We start from the raw sequence: 12,861 nt of genomic DNA on the forward strand, positions 1-12,861 counted from the left end.
AGTAGTGACGGTTTAGTCTCAGTGTCAAGGTGTGTGTCAATATTTAGACGGTTGTGTCTACTCCTGACCGATCGTAGGCGGACCTGGACCAGGCGGGCCGATCATCAGTCGCAGCGGTGGGTCACGTCACGACGTTTCCGGATGGCCGCCGTCAGGGCCGGATACGCCCGCGGCGTCGAGCAGATGCTGTAAGCGCTGCAGGTCCTCGTGCAACACAGCCATTGCCTGCGAGACCGCATGCTCGCCACTCGGTTCCTTTGCCCCGGTGAGAATTCCGTTCAAGGCAATGTCAGTCAATGCCGTGGCGACCTGCTGCGGAGTCTGTTGCGCGGCGGGCTCGTGCCGTGGGTACCAGAACGCCACCCAGTTCGCGACGCCTGCCAATGCGAACGCGGTGAGTTCTGGGTCGACGGGCTTGATGGAACCGTCCTTGATGCCCTGACTGACCAACGACGACATGGCCGCCAACGTCTTGCGCCGGGCACGGCGGTGCTGCCGGGCCAGGTTGGGGGGAAATGCCTCTTCACTCGTCAACAGCAACCTGAAGCGTTGGGGATGCGCGGCGACCCGGGCCGCCATGGCGATTGCGGCTTCGCGCAATCGCACACCGGCGTCTCGGTCTACGTCGTCGGCGAGCGCCTGAATTTCGTTGGCGGCGGCCAACGAAAATCCGCGGACCAAGTGTTCGAGCAGCTCTTCCTTGCCGCTGACGTAGTGGTAGACCCCGGTGCGCGTCAGCCCCACCGCCTCCGCCAGCTCCTGTAGCGACGTCCCAGCCACCCCTTGCCTGACGAACAACGTCTCGGCGGCATCCATTAGCTGTTCGAGCACCAGGTCGTGTCGGGTTCCGCTGCGCAGCGTCGGTTTTGCCATGTCACCGATTATGCGCCCGGACTCGACACAACGGTCAAAAGACCCGCGCCGCGTCAAGACTTGACGGAGATGTTGACATATTCACGCTTGTGTCTGAGACTTGTCGTATACGTCAAGTCAAGGTGAGGTGAGCAGCCAAATGCCCGATATCCGGCGCATCGGATTGATCGTCCCGAGTTCGAACGTGACCGTGGAAACGGAGATGCCGGCGATCCTGTCGCGCGTACCCGGCGTCGAGTTCACGTTCCATTCCAGCCGCATGCGGTTGCACTCGGTCACCGCCGAGCAATTGCGTGCGATGAATGCCCAACGTGAGCGCTGCGTGCTGGAGATTGGTGACGCCGGCGTCGACGCGGTGCTCTATGCCTGTCTGGTCGCCATCATGGCGACCGGACTCGGCGAGCACCACGACGTCGAACTGGCCATCGCCGAACAGCTCGCCGCAGGCGGCTCACGCACGAAGGTGCTCTCCAGCGCCGGGGCGCTGGTGACTGCGCTCAAGGACGCGGGTTGGCAACGGGTGGCGCTGGTCATGCCCTACCTGCGGCCGATGGCCGAGAAAGTGGTCGCCTACCTCGAGAACGAAGGCATCGAGGTGGTCGACTGGCGGGCGCTGGAAGTCGCCGACAACGCCGAAGTGGGCTGCATCGCCGCCGAGCGGGTACTAGAGGCGGCCCACGACCTCGACCTGACGCGAGCCGAGGCGGTGGTGGTCTCGGCATGTGTGCAGATGCCGTCGCTGAGCATCGTCGAGACCGCCGAGCGGGAACTGGGCCTTCCGGCGTTGTCGGCCTCGACCGCCGGCGTCTACTGCCTACTGCGCGGCCTTGGCCTGCCCGTGGACATCCCTGGTGCCGGGGCGCTGCTGCGTGCCGACGCCGCGCTACCGGTCTGACCTTCCAAGCAAGGAGTCAACATGTCTGAAAAGCCAATTCACCGCGTGCAAGGTGTCGATCACACTGCATTCCCGACGTTCGACCCGTCAGGCACCGTCCGGTTCTACCGTGATGTGCTGAAATTCCCAGTCGTGCACTCGATCTGCGCGGCAGGGTGGGGACCGGAGAAACATCCGGACTTCATCCACTTCTTCTTCGACATCGGCAACGACGACCGCATTGCGTTCTTCTACTACTTCGGACTCGAGCCGTTCGGCGACCCCGACGCCCCCGGGGATTCGTGGGCTCGTCTGCCGAAGGGCACGCCGGAGTTCTTCGTCAATTCCCGGCATCTGGCCATCCATGTCGCCGACGAGGAAGATCTTCTCGAATACCGTCGCCGCCTCGACGAGTCCGACTGGCCGGTGGAGATGCAGGTGATGCACGAAACCATCGAATCGATCTACACCCACGATCCCAACGGCTACATGGTGGAGATCACCCGAGCGTTGCGGCCCGTCACTGCCCAGGAGGATCTCGATGCCGAGCTGACCATCGAGGCACTCTGCGACGTCGCCGACGGCGATGACCCGAGCATGGACAAGCTGCTCGCCCGCAAGGCCGAACTCATCGTGGAACGCGCCGGCCAATGGGACACCCAGCGAAAGTTGGTGCACTCATGAGCAGGATGTACGTGCTGGAGGTCCCCGAGAACGACGGCTTCGTCGCGGTCGCGACACGGAACCCGGAAATAGCCATCGACAAGGTGGGACCCTACTTTCGGCTCAGTTCCGACGGCGACATCGTGATCGATCGTCGCGCCACGGGATGCCGTCATGCCGTGTGGTACAGCGCCATCGCCGGACTGGAGGGTTCCGAGGTGGTCCAGCACGACAAGGACGCGTTACGGGTGGTGGCACGGTGACGGCGCCGCCCGTGCCGAGCATCGGCGCGGACCGCTACGTCGAGCCTGCGTCGATGCCCGCCGCCACGGCGATCTCCGCCCACACGCTGCAGACCGCGGATGGCGCATCCGTCAACGGACTGCTGCGGGTGGTACCCGGTGCGACCACCGTGGCGGTGCTGATGCATCCCAGGCAGGACTTCTCGCACCACGTACTGGTGCCAGAGCTGCTCTCCCGTGGTTTCGCCGTGTGGACTCAGAACACCCGCGGCGGGTTGAACGACCTCACCCTGCTACACGAGCAAGCCCTCCTGGACATGGCCGCGGGACACGCCTTCCTCCGCGAGCGCGGATTCGACCGGGTGGTCTCCGTGGGGCACTCCGGCGGTGGTGCACTGGCCGCCTACTACATCGAGCAGGCCGATCTTCCTGCAGCGCAACGCATCTCCGACACTCCGGGCGGCAAGAAGATTCCTCTTTCCGAGGCCGTGATGCCGGTACCCGACGGCCTAGTGCTGATGGCGCCGCATCCGGGGCAAGGCCAGCTGCTTCTCCGGATGATCGACCCGTCGGTGGCCGACGAACTGGACCCACTGTCCATGGTGGAGTCGTTGAACCCGTATGACAGTGACAACGGGTTCCGGCCACCTCCCGAGCCGTCCAGCTACCCGCCCGAGTTCATCGACGCCTACCGGGCGGCGCAGTACCGGCGCGTCGAACGCATCGACGCCGTGGCACGACAGCGCCTTCGTCGCTCGCGCGAGGCGGCAATGAAGTTCAAGGAGACCGGCGACGCGAAGCACCGGCGCGAAGCGCTGGCCACCGGGGTGATCACCGTGCATCGCACCGATGCCGATCTCCGCGGGGTCGACCTCACGCTGGATCCCAACGAGCGCCCATACGGTTCGCTGTTCGGCCGTCGACCCGACCTGACCAATTACGGCATCGTCGGGTTCGGCCGCAACACCACGCCGGAGGCGTGGCTGTCAACGTGGTCGGCCATCTCCAGCCGCGCGGGACTGGTGCGGTGTGCCCGCGGGGTCGCGGTTCCCACTCTTTTGGTGGAACTCACCGGTGATCAAGCTTGCTTTCCCGCCGACGCGGCGGCGATCGTCGATGCCTTCGCCGGCGACGACAACAGCCATGTGCGCGTGCCGGGCACGCACTTCGGTGCCCCCCTGCGCGAGGGTGATCCGCCTGCGGCGACGCTCGCGGGGGCCGCGATGTCGGACTGGCTCGACGAGCGCTTCTCCGGATAGTCGCCGGTGCCCGCGACGTCCGCGCGGGCCCGCTGACCCGTCACGCTCCAGCGGCTGTGTGAACTTCGTTGGCCCACCGCTCACGCTCCAGTGGCGTTGTCGCCCCCCAGACGCCGTGTGGCTCCTGCGTGTCGAGCGCGTGACGTCGACACTGCTCAACTACCGGGCAGGTCAGGCAGATCTTCTTCGCGCGCAACTCCCGCTCCCTGCGGGCGCTGCGCCTCTCCTTGTCGGGTGGATAGAACGTGTCAGGGGGCAGGCCTCGACAGCGGGCGCGCAGCCGCCACTCGGAGGCACTCGGAGCCCAGTTGGCCGTATCCACGCTCGCATCACCCATTCCCGTATCGCACCGCTGGCGACGTGCTACGCGAACAACGTAGGGCGACAACATCTCCTGGTGAAGACTTTGAATCTGGCTGATCGTACGACGAATCCGGTGTGCCGTCGGCAGCGAAATCAGCGCTGACGGCCGGTGGTCCTGCGGACGTGGGCGGCGATGCGTTGATCCCGCATGCGCGCGAGATGGCTGGTCATCGAGTCGCGGGCGCGGGCAGCGTCGCCATCCCTGATCGCCGCCATGATGTCCTCGTGCTCGTGCAGACCTCGCTCGGTGTTCGCCGATGGCGAGCGGTCCGGGCGGTATTCGGTGAGCATGTCGTCGAGCCGACCGAGTGACGACGCGATCACGGCACTGCGGGCGGCGTCGCGCAGGGCCACGTGGAAATCGGCATTCAGGCGCGGATGAACAGTGTGATCCCGCTCGTCGCGGCGCAACACGAGCAGGTGGTCGAGCCGATCGACGTCGATCGGGCCGCGCCGCTCGGCGGCCAGCGCCGCGGCCGTCGATTCCAGGGGGATGCGCGCTTCGTAGATCGCCTCGATCTCCTCGGCCGAGCGCTCACGCACCACGTAGCCGCGCTCGTTGCGATCGATCAAGCGGTCGTGGGCCAACCGTGCCAACGCGTCGCGCATGGGCGTTCGGGACACCCCGTACAGCTGGCCGAGGGTGGTCTCCAGCAGCACCGTGCCGGGCTCGAATCGACCGTCGAGCAGATCCTGTTTCACCCGCAGATAGTGTGCGTCAGCTCGGGACGTACCGGTGAATACATTGCTGCTCATGCGATCTCGCAACCCCTTTCGCCCGCGCCGCTCGGTTGACGCTGCTCGAATCTAGCGTATACGCTTGCGTACGTGAAGCGATGGCTGCAGCAGGCCGCTCTCTCGAGCGGTTCTCGCCTCGGCGCCTCGCGATGTCCGCGGCGGGTCTTCGCCGACGCCTCCCATCTGGTTCGCAGGCGCTATGTCGACCTGCTGCTCGTCAACAGCTGTCTCTGTCGTCGCTGACCCGCAGCGCCAGCCGTTCTAGGCGGCCGCACCCTCCCCACGTGCAAACCGCTGGCACCCTCTCGCGCCTGCGGTAGCTATCCAAGCGCGTATTGATGACTGCCCAATTTTGGGCGAAAGGTGAACTCTCCCATGGTTGATGACCGCCGCATGCATCTCGGCCTGACGATCTGGCCGACCGGTTTCCATCCCGCCGCTTGGCGCTTGGCAGGCTCCCACAGCGATGGCAACTCCAATCCCCAACTGCTGCGGCAGGCCGCGCAGACGGCGGAGCGCGGCGTGTTCGACTTCTTCTTCATAGGTGACCGACTTGTCGGCCTCACCGGATCGCAGTTCGCCAACCCCAACGAGGTGCTGCGACCCGAGGCACTCACCTTGGCCTCGCACATCGCCGCTGTCACGACGCGGATCGGACTGATCACCACCGTCAACACCACCTACTCCGATCCCTACAACGTCGCCCGGGCCACCGCCACCATCGATCACCTCAGCGGCGGACGCGTCGGCCTCAACATCGTCACCGGCAAGAACGTCGAGGCAGCTCGCAACTTCGGGCGAGACCAGCACTGGGACAACGACCGACGTTACGACTGGGCCGCCGAATACATCCAGGTACTGCAAATGCTTTGGGACAGTTGGGAAGACGACGCACGTATCGCGGATGCCGACACCGGGCGGTTCGTCGACCCCGACCGCGTGCACGCGATCGACTTCAAGGGCGAGTTCTTCTCCGTCGACGGTCCGCTGAACATCGAGCGACCCGTGCAAGGCCGGCTGCCGATCATCAACGCGGGCGCCTCGGAGCGCTCACGCGAACTGGGGGCGCGATACTCCGACCTACGGTTCACCAACTCCTCCACCCTCGGCCTGGAGGGAGCCCGCGCCTACTACGACGACCTGAAGTCACGTCTCCCCCGATACGGGCGGACGTCGGCCGAGCAGCTCATCGTCCCCGGGGTGGCCGTCTACGTGGAGGACACCGATGCCGCAGCGCGCGAACAATATTCGACTCTGCAGCACCTACTGCAGACCGGCCCCGCGGGGCGGGCCAAGCTATCGGAGGCGGTGGGCGTCGACCTGTCCGGCCATCCCGACGACGCCCGCCTCGGTGACGTCGTCGACCTCACCGCGTCGTCACCCGGCGCGCGTGCCGTGGTCTCCGCTGCGGCCGACCTCTACGGCCACGACGATCTGACCCTGGCCGAGGTCACCGCGGCGGTGGTCAGAGGCGGCATGTTCAAGGAGGTCGTCGGCTCGCCGACACGAGTCGCGGACACCCTCGAAGAGTGGTTCACCACCGGCGCCGCCGACGGATTCATGATCTTCCCACCCCGGGTGCCCTACAACATCGAGCGATTCGTCGATCTCGTCGTCCCCGAGCTGCAGCGCCGCGGTCTCCACCGTCGCGAGTACACCGGAACGACGCTGCGCGATCACCTCGGCCTGACGCGGCCGGCAAGCCAATTCGTCACCCCGACGTCGGCGGCGGTGCCGTCATGACCCGCCCCGTATTCGTCGGCGCCGACGACGTGGCCGCTCGCCTGCGAGCCGAGCCAACTGCCGTGCGGTTCATCGAAGTTCGACGCGAACCGAACGAGGACGGACCCGCGCGGCACCTGCCCGACGCCGTGGTGGCGTACCTGACCGAGGACCTTTCCCGCCCGGATGCCCCGGCCACCGATGGCAAGCGCCCACTGCCCGACGTCGGCGCCCTGCAGGCCGCACTGCGTCGTTGGGGCATCAGCCACGGCACGTCCGTGATCGTCTACGACTACGACGGCAGCTTCGTCGCCGCGCGGGCGTGGTGGGTGTTGCGCTGGGCAGGCATTCCCGACGTCGGCATCCTCGACGGTGGCCTGCCCGCATGGCTGGCCGCCGGCCATCCGACGGGGCCGCTCGCGACGGACGTCCCCGAGGGCGACGTCACCGTCACCGGGGGCCATCTCTCCCAACTCGACGCCGACGGGTCGGCGGCACTGGCGGCCGAAGGGCGCCTCGTCGACGCCCGGACCGCCGACGCCTTCCGCGAGGGCCACATCCCCGGCGCTCGCCACGTCGGCTCTGGCGCCACGGTCGGTGCCGACGGCACTCTGCGGGATGACGACACCCTGCGCGCCATCTATGGCGTCGACGACGGTGGGTCGAACGTGCCAGGCCTCTACTGCGGGGGCGGGGTCGCGGCCGCGCACGCGGTCGCCGCACTGGCCCATCTGGGCATCGCCGCACCGTTGTACGTCGGCTCCTTCTCGGCGTGGAGTGCCGATCCCGCCCGCCCGGTTGCGAAGGACTCGATCGACGTCGGCGGTGTCACGTGAGTCGACCACTCAGTCGGGCGTTGCGCCCCCGCGCGGCTGCCGTGCCCGACCGGGACGGCGCGACATCCGAGGAGCTCTCCGCCCAGGACCGCAGGGACGCCCTGCGCCGCAGACTCGTCGTCGTCGGGGGCCGGATCGCGATCGCCGTCCTCGTCGTCGGGGCGTGGCAGCTGTCGTCGGATCGATTCGTCAGGTCGTTCTACGTGTCCTCCCCGCTGGCCATCGCGGAGCGGCTGGTCGACCTGGTGCGCAGCGGCGAGCTGTGGCCGCATCTCACTCAGACCCTCGTCGAAGTCGGACTCGGCATGGCGATCGGCGTACCACTCGGGGCCGTCCTCGGTATCGCGCTGGGCTCGTCGGTGTTGCTCGGCGGATGGCTGCTGCCCTACATGATGGCGCTGTACAGCCTCCCGCGCGTGGTGCTGGCTCCCCTGTTCATCATTTGGTTCGGGGTGGGTCTGCTGTCCAAGGTGACCATGGTGGTGACGATGGTGCTCTTCGTCGTCTTCTACAACGTCTATCAGGGTGTCCAGCAGATCGACCGCGACCTCGTCGACGTGGCCCGCTCACTGCGGGCCAACCGCGCTCAGACACTGCGCTGGATCGTCCTGCCGTCGCTGGTGCCGTGGCTGATCACCGGGCTGCGCCTGTCGATCGGCATCGCGTTGATCGGCGCCGTGATCGCCGAGTTGATCGCTGCCAGTGAGGGACTCGGCTACTACATCAAGTACTCGTCGAATCTGCTCGACGTCACCGGCGTGTTCGCCGGGCTGGCGGTCATCACGGTCGTCGCCATCGCCCTCGACCAACTCTTGAAAGCCCTGGAACGCCGGGTAATACCCCGCTGACCCACCGACACATCGTCAGGAGAATCATGCCAAGAAACATCGTGAAGTCCATCGCGGGCGCGTTGGCGGTCACCGTGCTCACCGCCACCGGTTGCTCGGGTGGTTCCCAGGCCGACACCATCAAGGTCGGAATCGTTTGCGGTGGGCTCAGTTTGGCAACGCTTGCCATCGACGAAGGCCAACTCGGTGGCACGACCGCCGAGCAGGTGTGCTTCGACAGCGGATCGGATGCCGTGCAGGCTCTCAGCGGTGGAAGCATCGACGCATTCGTCGGAGCCGGCGAGCACATCATCCGCAACCGGATCAAGGATCTGGACGTCAAGGGCTATGCCGTGACCAGCCAGGTGCCCCCCTATTCCCTGGTGACGGCATCGTCATCCGGAATCCAGGGGGTGGCGGACCTGGCGGGCAAGTCCGTCGCGGTGACCGCCCCCGGCAGCCTGTCGGACACCGAACTCCAGCGCGCCGCCGCCGAGTCCGGTGTCGACTACAAGGGGCTCCGTGTGGTCGGCAGTGGTACCGGTGCGACCATGCAGGCGACCATCGAGAAGGGTGGTGCGGCCGCGGGCATGGTCAGCGACCCGCTGCTGACGACAATGGTGCAGTCCGGCAACTTCCGCGTCGTGTGGAAGCCCGAATTCCGTTATGTCGCACTGGCGGTGATCGCCAAGGAATCCTGGGCGCAAGAGCACCGTGACACCCTCGCGGCCTTCGTCAAGGGTGTCCGGGCCACCCAGGAGCGCGGTGGCACCGACTTCGCCGCCAGCCTGGACGCCGCCAAGAAGCAAGCCCCGGGGCTGAGCCAGGACACCCTGGACCAGGTCTTGAAGACGACGTTGGAACAGGCACCCAGGGGCCTCGTCCTTGACGCCGCCGTCTACGACGACACCATCGCACTACTGGAACAGGTCGGTCAGGTCGAACCCGGTGCCGCACCGCCCTTTTCCGAGGCCTTCGACTTCAGTCTGCTGAGTGCACCGTGACCGCCGTCGACTTCGACGGCGTCAGCCTGGCCTACCGCACCCGCAGTGGTCGGCGGCTGGCTCTCGACGACGTTCATCTCTCGGTGGCCTCTGGACAGTTCGTCGCCCTGGTGGGGCCGAGCGGTTGCGGAAAGTCGACGCTGCTGAAGACCGCCGCCGGACTGGTGCGGCCCACCGGCGGGGAGGTCCGCATCGACGGCCGCGTCGTCGAGGACCCGCCCCTTGGGGTGGGGATGCTGTTCCAGAACGACGCCCTGCTGCCGTGGCGGACCGTCCACGACAACGTCCGACTGCCGTTGCAGGTGGCGGGCCGACCCCGCGGCGAGCAGGACGAGCGCGTCACCGCACTGCTCAAGCGGGTCGGACTGAGCGAGTTCGCCGAGTACCCGCCGAGCCAGCTGTCCGGCGGCATGCGCAAGCGTGTCGCGTTGGCGCGGACGCTGGCGTCGGACCCCACCGTGTTCCTCATGGACGAGCCGTTCGGACCGCTGGATGCGCTGACCCGTCGGGAGATCGGCGCAGACTTCCTGCGTCTCTGGGAACAGCTGCGCACGACGGTGCTGTTCGTGACTCACGACGTCGACGAGGCCCTGCTGCTGGCGGACCGGGTCGTGGTGATGACCCCGGGCCCTGGCCGGATCCTCGAGGAGTTCACCGTGTCGCTGGACCGGCCCCGCGATCCGCGCGAACTGCGGTTCACCCCCGAATACCACGACCTCTACGACGCCGTGTCCGACACCCTCGGCGTCGCGTAACGACCAATGGGCCGCTCAGCTGGCCACCTTCGCGTCACCCTCGTTCGCCGACGCGGTCTCCGCGATGGCGGAGACGTAGTCCGACGACTCGTGCTCGCGATCCCTGAGGTACTCCCGCAATGAGTAGGCGAATGCGCCGGCCCATGCGATCACGATTACGCCGTAGACGATGTTCTGCACCTGCGGGCCCACCTCGACGAGGTCGCTGCGCAGAAGACTGCGGGTGTTGGTCAGCACGATGATGCCGCCGACGGAAGCGCCCAGCAGCCGCGGCGGGATGTGCCGGACCAGCCAGGCGGCCAGCGGCGCCGCGAGCACGCCGCCCGCCAGGATGGCGAGCACCCACGCGAAGTTGACGCCCTGGGAGCCGAGTGCGACCAGAAAGCCCAGGCTCGCGGCGATCGCGATGACGAACTCGCTGGTGTCGATCGACCCGATCACCTTGCGCGGCTCGATGCGCCCACTGGCCAGAATCGCCGGGGTGCCCACCGGACCCCAGCCACCGCCACCGGTGGCGTCGACGAAGCCTGCCACGAATCCCAGCGGTGCCAGGAAGCGCTTGCGCAGCGGCTTGCCCAGGTTGTGGCGGGGGATGCCCTGGAACGTGAAGCGCACCAGGATGTACAGACCCAACACCAGCAGGATGGCCGCCATGACGGGCGCCGCCGCCTCGGTCGAGAGATTGGACAGGATCGTGGCGCCGAGGAACGCTCCGATCGCACCGGGGATCGCGATCTTGCGGACCACACCCCAGTCGACGTTGCCGAACTTCCAGTGCGACACACCGGAGATCAAAGTCGTGCCGATCTCGGCGAGGTGAACGGTCGCCGACGCTGCCGCGGGATTGGTGCCGATCGCCAACAGCAGGGTCGTCGTCGTCACCCCGTAGGCCATGCCGAGGCTGCCGTCCACGAGTTGCGCGGCGAAGCCGACGATGGCAATCAGAACGATGGTCTTCATGGAACTGCTCCAGATGGTGGGTTGTCAGGATCGCGCGCGCAGGCGCCCAGCAGATGAGAAGGCGGACGTAGGACGAGAGGGACGCGGGGCTCAGCGACAAAGAGCCGAGGCGACGCGGAGCAGGTCGACGGCACGGCGCGTGACCAGTGCGTGGCGCATCGTCATGACTCACAATTACCAGGAACTCCACAGCATCACAACCGAGCCGCTCGCCAGCACCCCCCGTCGGAGCGGCTCACCCGGCAGGCGCCCCCGGTTCGATTCGGCCTCGGTCGCGTCGGGCGTAGCCGACACGCCACGACATCACCTGCGACATCACCTGCGACACAGTCGGATTCAGTGGGTCAACCCAACGGACGATTCGACGCGCCGTCCCTGCGCGTCGGCCTGGGCGGGGCAGGCCCCCGAAAGAATCATGCTGGCCCAAACCATCGGCCGCCCAGTGACCGGCAACTAGCCTCGGGCGTCGTGCCACCCCTCAACCTTCCCGGTGCTTCGTGACGAGCGTGATCCGCGAGTCCGCCACGCCCGAATCGTCAACGCTCAGCCAGATTTTCGACCAGATCACCGAGGGCTTCGACCAGATCGCCAAGGGTGCAGCTCAACGCGAGCGGGACCGCGTTCTTCCGCACGAGCAGATCGGTTGGTTGCGTGACGCCGGAATCGGACGCCTCAGGCTGCCCGCCAAGGACGGCGGTGCTGGCGCTAGCCTGCCCGAATTGTTCGGCTTGGTCATCGATCTCGCCGCGGCCGACTCGAACGTCGCACACATCCTTCGGTCCCACTTCGGCTTCGTCGAAGAGCAGCTGCACAATCCGGACCGTACGGCCAGCCGGAGATGGTTGAGCCTGGTGGCCGACGGCAACCTCTTCGGCAACGCGGTCAGCGAGCAGAACGACATTGCCGTCGGACGGAAGGCGGGCACCACCCAGCTGAACACCGTCCTGACCCCGGACGGTTCGGGGGGATTCCGCCTCGACGGAGTCAAGTTCTACTCCACGGGGACGCTGTTCTCCACCTGGGTGAACGTGCAGGCAGTCGACCAGGAAGGGGCCACCTACAGCGTCATCGTTCCCGTCGACCGGGCCGGGGTCACGGTCGTCGACGACTGGGACGGCTTCGGTCAGCGCCTCACCGGCACCGGAACCACCCGCTTCGACGACGTGGCCGTCCGCGCCGACGAGACGCAGCGGGGCCACGCCCGCGACGTCGAGGCCAGCCCCACCTACTTCGGCGCCTTCTACCAGCTCTACCTGCAGGCCCTCACCGCTGGAGTGCTGGCCGCGATCCAGTCCGACGCGGTGGCGCTGACCCGCAGACGAGAGCGGAACTTCAGCCACGCCAGCCAGCCACTCCCCTCCGACGATCCACAGGTGCTTCAAGTCGTCGGCGAGATCGCCGCCGACGCCTTCGCCGCAAGGGCAATCGTGCTCACCGCGGCGCAGGCGCTGCAGGCGGCCTCCGACAGCGAGGTCGACGGCGAGTTCGACCCCGACGCGGCCAGGGCGGCGTCGCTCGCGGCGGCGCAGGCCAAGATCGCCGTCGACCGCTTCTCGTATGCCGCCGCGGCCCGGCTCCTCGACGTCGGAGGCGCCTCCGCCACGCAGCTGCGCTACGGTCACGACCGGCACTGGCGCAACATCCGGACCGTGTCGACCCACAACCCGACCTTCCTGAAGGCGACTGCCGTCGGTTCGTTGTTGGTCAACGGATCACCTCTTCCGCAGAACGGGTACTTCTGACCG

At 67.0% G+C, this 12,861-nt stretch carries 16 protein-coding genes; 11 read left to right on the forward strand and 5 right to left on the reverse strand.

What is annotated here, in order from left to right:
* Positions 1-126: 126 nt before the first annotated feature.
* Positions 127-873 carry a TetR/AcrR family transcriptional regulator gene (locus ABW137_RS05380; protein WP_526397647.1) on the reverse strand — a complete coding sequence of 249 codons (747 nt, stop codon included), beginning with the start codon at positions 871-873 and terminating at the stop codon, positions 127-129.
* 139 nt (positions 874-1,012) lie between these two features.
* Between ABW137_RS05380 and ABW137_RS05385 the strand changes: the two genes are divergently transcribed.
* Genes ABW137_RS05385 through ABW137_RS05400 form a run of 4 tightly spaced genes read left to right on the forward strand, consistent with a single transcriptional unit; the run spans position 1,013 to position 3,911 of the window.
* Positions 1,013-1,768: a maleate cis-trans isomerase family protein gene (locus tag ABW137_RS05385; protein ID WP_526397804.1), complete on the forward strand. Its 756-nt coding sequence runs from the start codon at positions 1,013-1,015 to the stop codon at positions 1,766-1,768.
* Positions 1,769-1,789: 21 nt separating this feature from the next.
* Positions 1,790-2,431, forward strand: a complete 642-nt coding sequence (locus ABW137_RS05390) for a VOC family protein (protein ID WP_526397649.1) — start codon at positions 1,790-1,792, stop codon at positions 2,429-2,431.
* Positions 2,428-2,673 carry a hypothetical protein gene (locus tag ABW137_RS05395; protein WP_526397651.1) on the forward strand — a complete coding sequence of 82 codons (246 nt, stop codon included), beginning with the start codon at positions 2,428-2,430 and terminating at the stop codon, positions 2,671-2,673. The genes ABW137_RS05390 and ABW137_RS05395 overlap by 4 nt, the downstream gene beginning before the upstream one ends.
* Before the next feature lie 53 nt (positions 2,674-2,726).
* Positions 2,727-3,911 (forward strand): alpha/beta fold hydrolase, encoded by a 1,185-nt coding sequence (locus ABW137_RS05400; protein ID WP_526397806.1) that lies wholly within the window; start codon positions 2,727-2,729, stop codon positions 3,909-3,911.
* Between the two features lie 40 nt (positions 3,912-3,951).
* Here the strand turns inward: ABW137_RS05400 and ABW137_RS05405 are convergent, their stop codons facing one another.
* Positions 3,952-4,302 carry a WhiB family transcriptional regulator gene (locus ABW137_RS05405; RefSeq protein WP_526397652.1) on the reverse strand — a complete coding sequence of 117 codons (351 nt, stop codon included), beginning with the start codon at positions 4,300-4,302 and terminating at the stop codon, positions 3,952-3,954.
* A gap of 65 nt (positions 4,303-4,367) precedes the next feature.
* Positions 4,368-4,976, reverse strand: a complete 609-nt coding sequence (locus ABW137_RS05410; protein ID WP_526397654.1) for a GntR family transcriptional regulator — start codon at positions 4,974-4,976, stop codon at positions 4,368-4,370.
* Positions 4,977-5,102: 126 nt separating this feature from the next.
* On the opposite strand from ABW137_RS05410, the gene ABW137_RS05415 reads away from it, so the two are divergent.
* From ABW137_RS05415 to ABW137_RS05440, 6 genes are all read left to right on the forward strand, one after another.
* Positions 5,103-5,255, forward strand: a complete 153-nt coding sequence (locus tag ABW137_RS05415; protein ID WP_526397656.1) for a hypothetical protein — start codon at positions 5,103-5,105, stop codon at positions 5,253-5,255.
* 132 nt (positions 5,256-5,387) lie between these two features.
* Positions 5,388-6,755, forward strand: a complete 1,368-nt coding sequence (locus tag ABW137_RS05420; protein WP_526397658.1) for an NtaA/DmoA family FMN-dependent monooxygenase — start codon at positions 5,388-5,390, stop codon at positions 6,753-6,755.
* Positions 6,752-7,570, forward strand: a complete 819-nt coding sequence (locus ABW137_RS05425; RefSeq protein WP_526397660.1) for a sulfurtransferase — start codon at positions 6,752-6,754, stop codon at positions 7,568-7,570. The genes ABW137_RS05420 and ABW137_RS05425 overlap by 4 nt, the downstream gene beginning before the upstream one ends.
* A complete protein-coding gene (locus tag ABW137_RS05430; protein ID WP_526397662.1) occupies positions 7,567-8,418 on the forward strand; it encodes an ABC transporter permease in 852 nt (283 codons plus the stop codon). The genes ABW137_RS05425 and ABW137_RS05430 overlap by 4 nt, the downstream gene beginning before the upstream one ends.
* A gap of 26 nt (positions 8,419-8,444) precedes the next feature.
* Positions 8,445-9,401, forward strand: a complete 957-nt coding sequence (locus ABW137_RS05435; RefSeq protein WP_526397664.1) for an ABC transporter substrate-binding protein — start codon at positions 8,445-8,447, stop codon at positions 9,399-9,401.
* Positions 9,398-10,156 (forward strand): ABC transporter ATP-binding protein, encoded by a 759-nt coding sequence (locus tag ABW137_RS05440; RefSeq protein WP_526397666.1) that lies wholly within the window; start codon positions 9,398-9,400, stop codon positions 10,154-10,156. Before ABW137_RS05435 ends, ABW137_RS05440 begins: the two co-directional genes overlap by 4 nt.
* A gap of 15 nt (positions 10,157-10,171) precedes the next feature.
* Here the strand turns inward: ABW137_RS05440 and ABW137_RS05445 are convergent, their stop codons facing one another.
* Positions 10,172-11,116, reverse strand: coding sequence for a sulfite exporter TauE/SafE family protein (locus ABW137_RS05445; protein ID WP_526397668.1), 945 nt, complete (start codon positions 11,114-11,116; stop codon positions 10,172-10,174).
* A gap of 90 nt (positions 11,117-11,206) precedes the next feature.
* Positions 11,207-11,281 carry a putative leader peptide gene (locus ABW137_RS05450; RefSeq protein WP_526397808.1) on the reverse strand — a complete coding sequence of 25 codons (75 nt, stop codon included), beginning with the start codon at positions 11,279-11,281 and terminating at the stop codon, positions 11,207-11,209.
* Positions 11,282-11,613: 332 nt separating this feature from the next.
* On the opposite strand from ABW137_RS05450, the gene ABW137_RS05455 reads away from it, so the two are divergent.
* Positions 11,614-12,858 carry an acyl-CoA dehydrogenase family protein gene (locus tag ABW137_RS05455; protein WP_526397670.1) on the forward strand — a complete coding sequence of 415 codons (1,245 nt, stop codon included), beginning with the start codon at positions 11,614-11,616 and terminating at the stop codon, positions 12,856-12,858.
* The last annotated feature ends 3 nt before the right edge of the window (positions 12,859-12,861 follow it).

This window comes from Mycobacterium sp., from assembly GCF_040509115.1.
Taxonomy (GTDB): domain Bacteria; phylum Actinomycetota; class Actinomycetes; order Mycobacteriales; family Mycobacteriaceae; genus Mycobacterium.

Bases quoted from the DNA above. Each gene is read 5' to 3' on its own strand.
- ABW137_RS05425 (WP_526397660.1), top strand. From the start codon at position 6,752: ATGACCCGCCCCGTATTCGTCGGCGCCGACGACGTGGCCGCTCGCCTG.
- ABW137_RS05390 (WP_526397649.1), top strand. From the start codon at position 1,790: ATGTCTGAAAAGCCAATTCACCGCGTGCAAGGTGTCGATCACACTGCA.
- ABW137_RS05385 (WP_526397804.1), top strand. From the start codon at position 1,013: ATGCCCGATATCCGGCGCATCGGATTGATCGTCCCGAGTTCGAACGTG.
- ABW137_RS05405 (WP_526397652.1), bottom strand. From the start codon at position 4,302: ATGTTGTCGCCCTACGTTGTTCGCGTAGCACGTCGCCAGCGGTGCGAT.
- ABW137_RS05445 (WP_526397668.1), bottom strand. From the start codon at position 11,116: ATGAAGACCATCGTTCTGATTGCCATCGTCGGCTTCGCCGCGCAACTC.
- ABW137_RS05380 (WP_526397647.1), bottom strand. From the start codon at position 873: ATGGCAAAACCGACGCTGCGCAGCGGAACCCGACACGACCTGGTGCTC.
- ABW137_RS05400 (WP_526397806.1), top strand. From the start codon at position 2,727: ATGCCCGCCGCCACGGCGATCTCCGCCCACACGCTGCAGACCGCGGAT.
- ABW137_RS05395 (WP_526397651.1), top strand. From the start codon at position 2,428: ATGAGCAGGATGTACGTGCTGGAGGTCCCCGAGAACGACGGCTTCGTC.
- ABW137_RS05420 (WP_526397658.1), top strand. From the start codon at position 5,388: ATGGTTGATGACCGCCGCATGCATCTCGGCCTGACGATCTGGCCGACC.
- ABW137_RS05435 (WP_526397664.1), top strand. From the start codon at position 8,445: ATGCCAAGAAACATCGTGAAGTCCATCGCGGGCGCGTTGGCGGTCACC.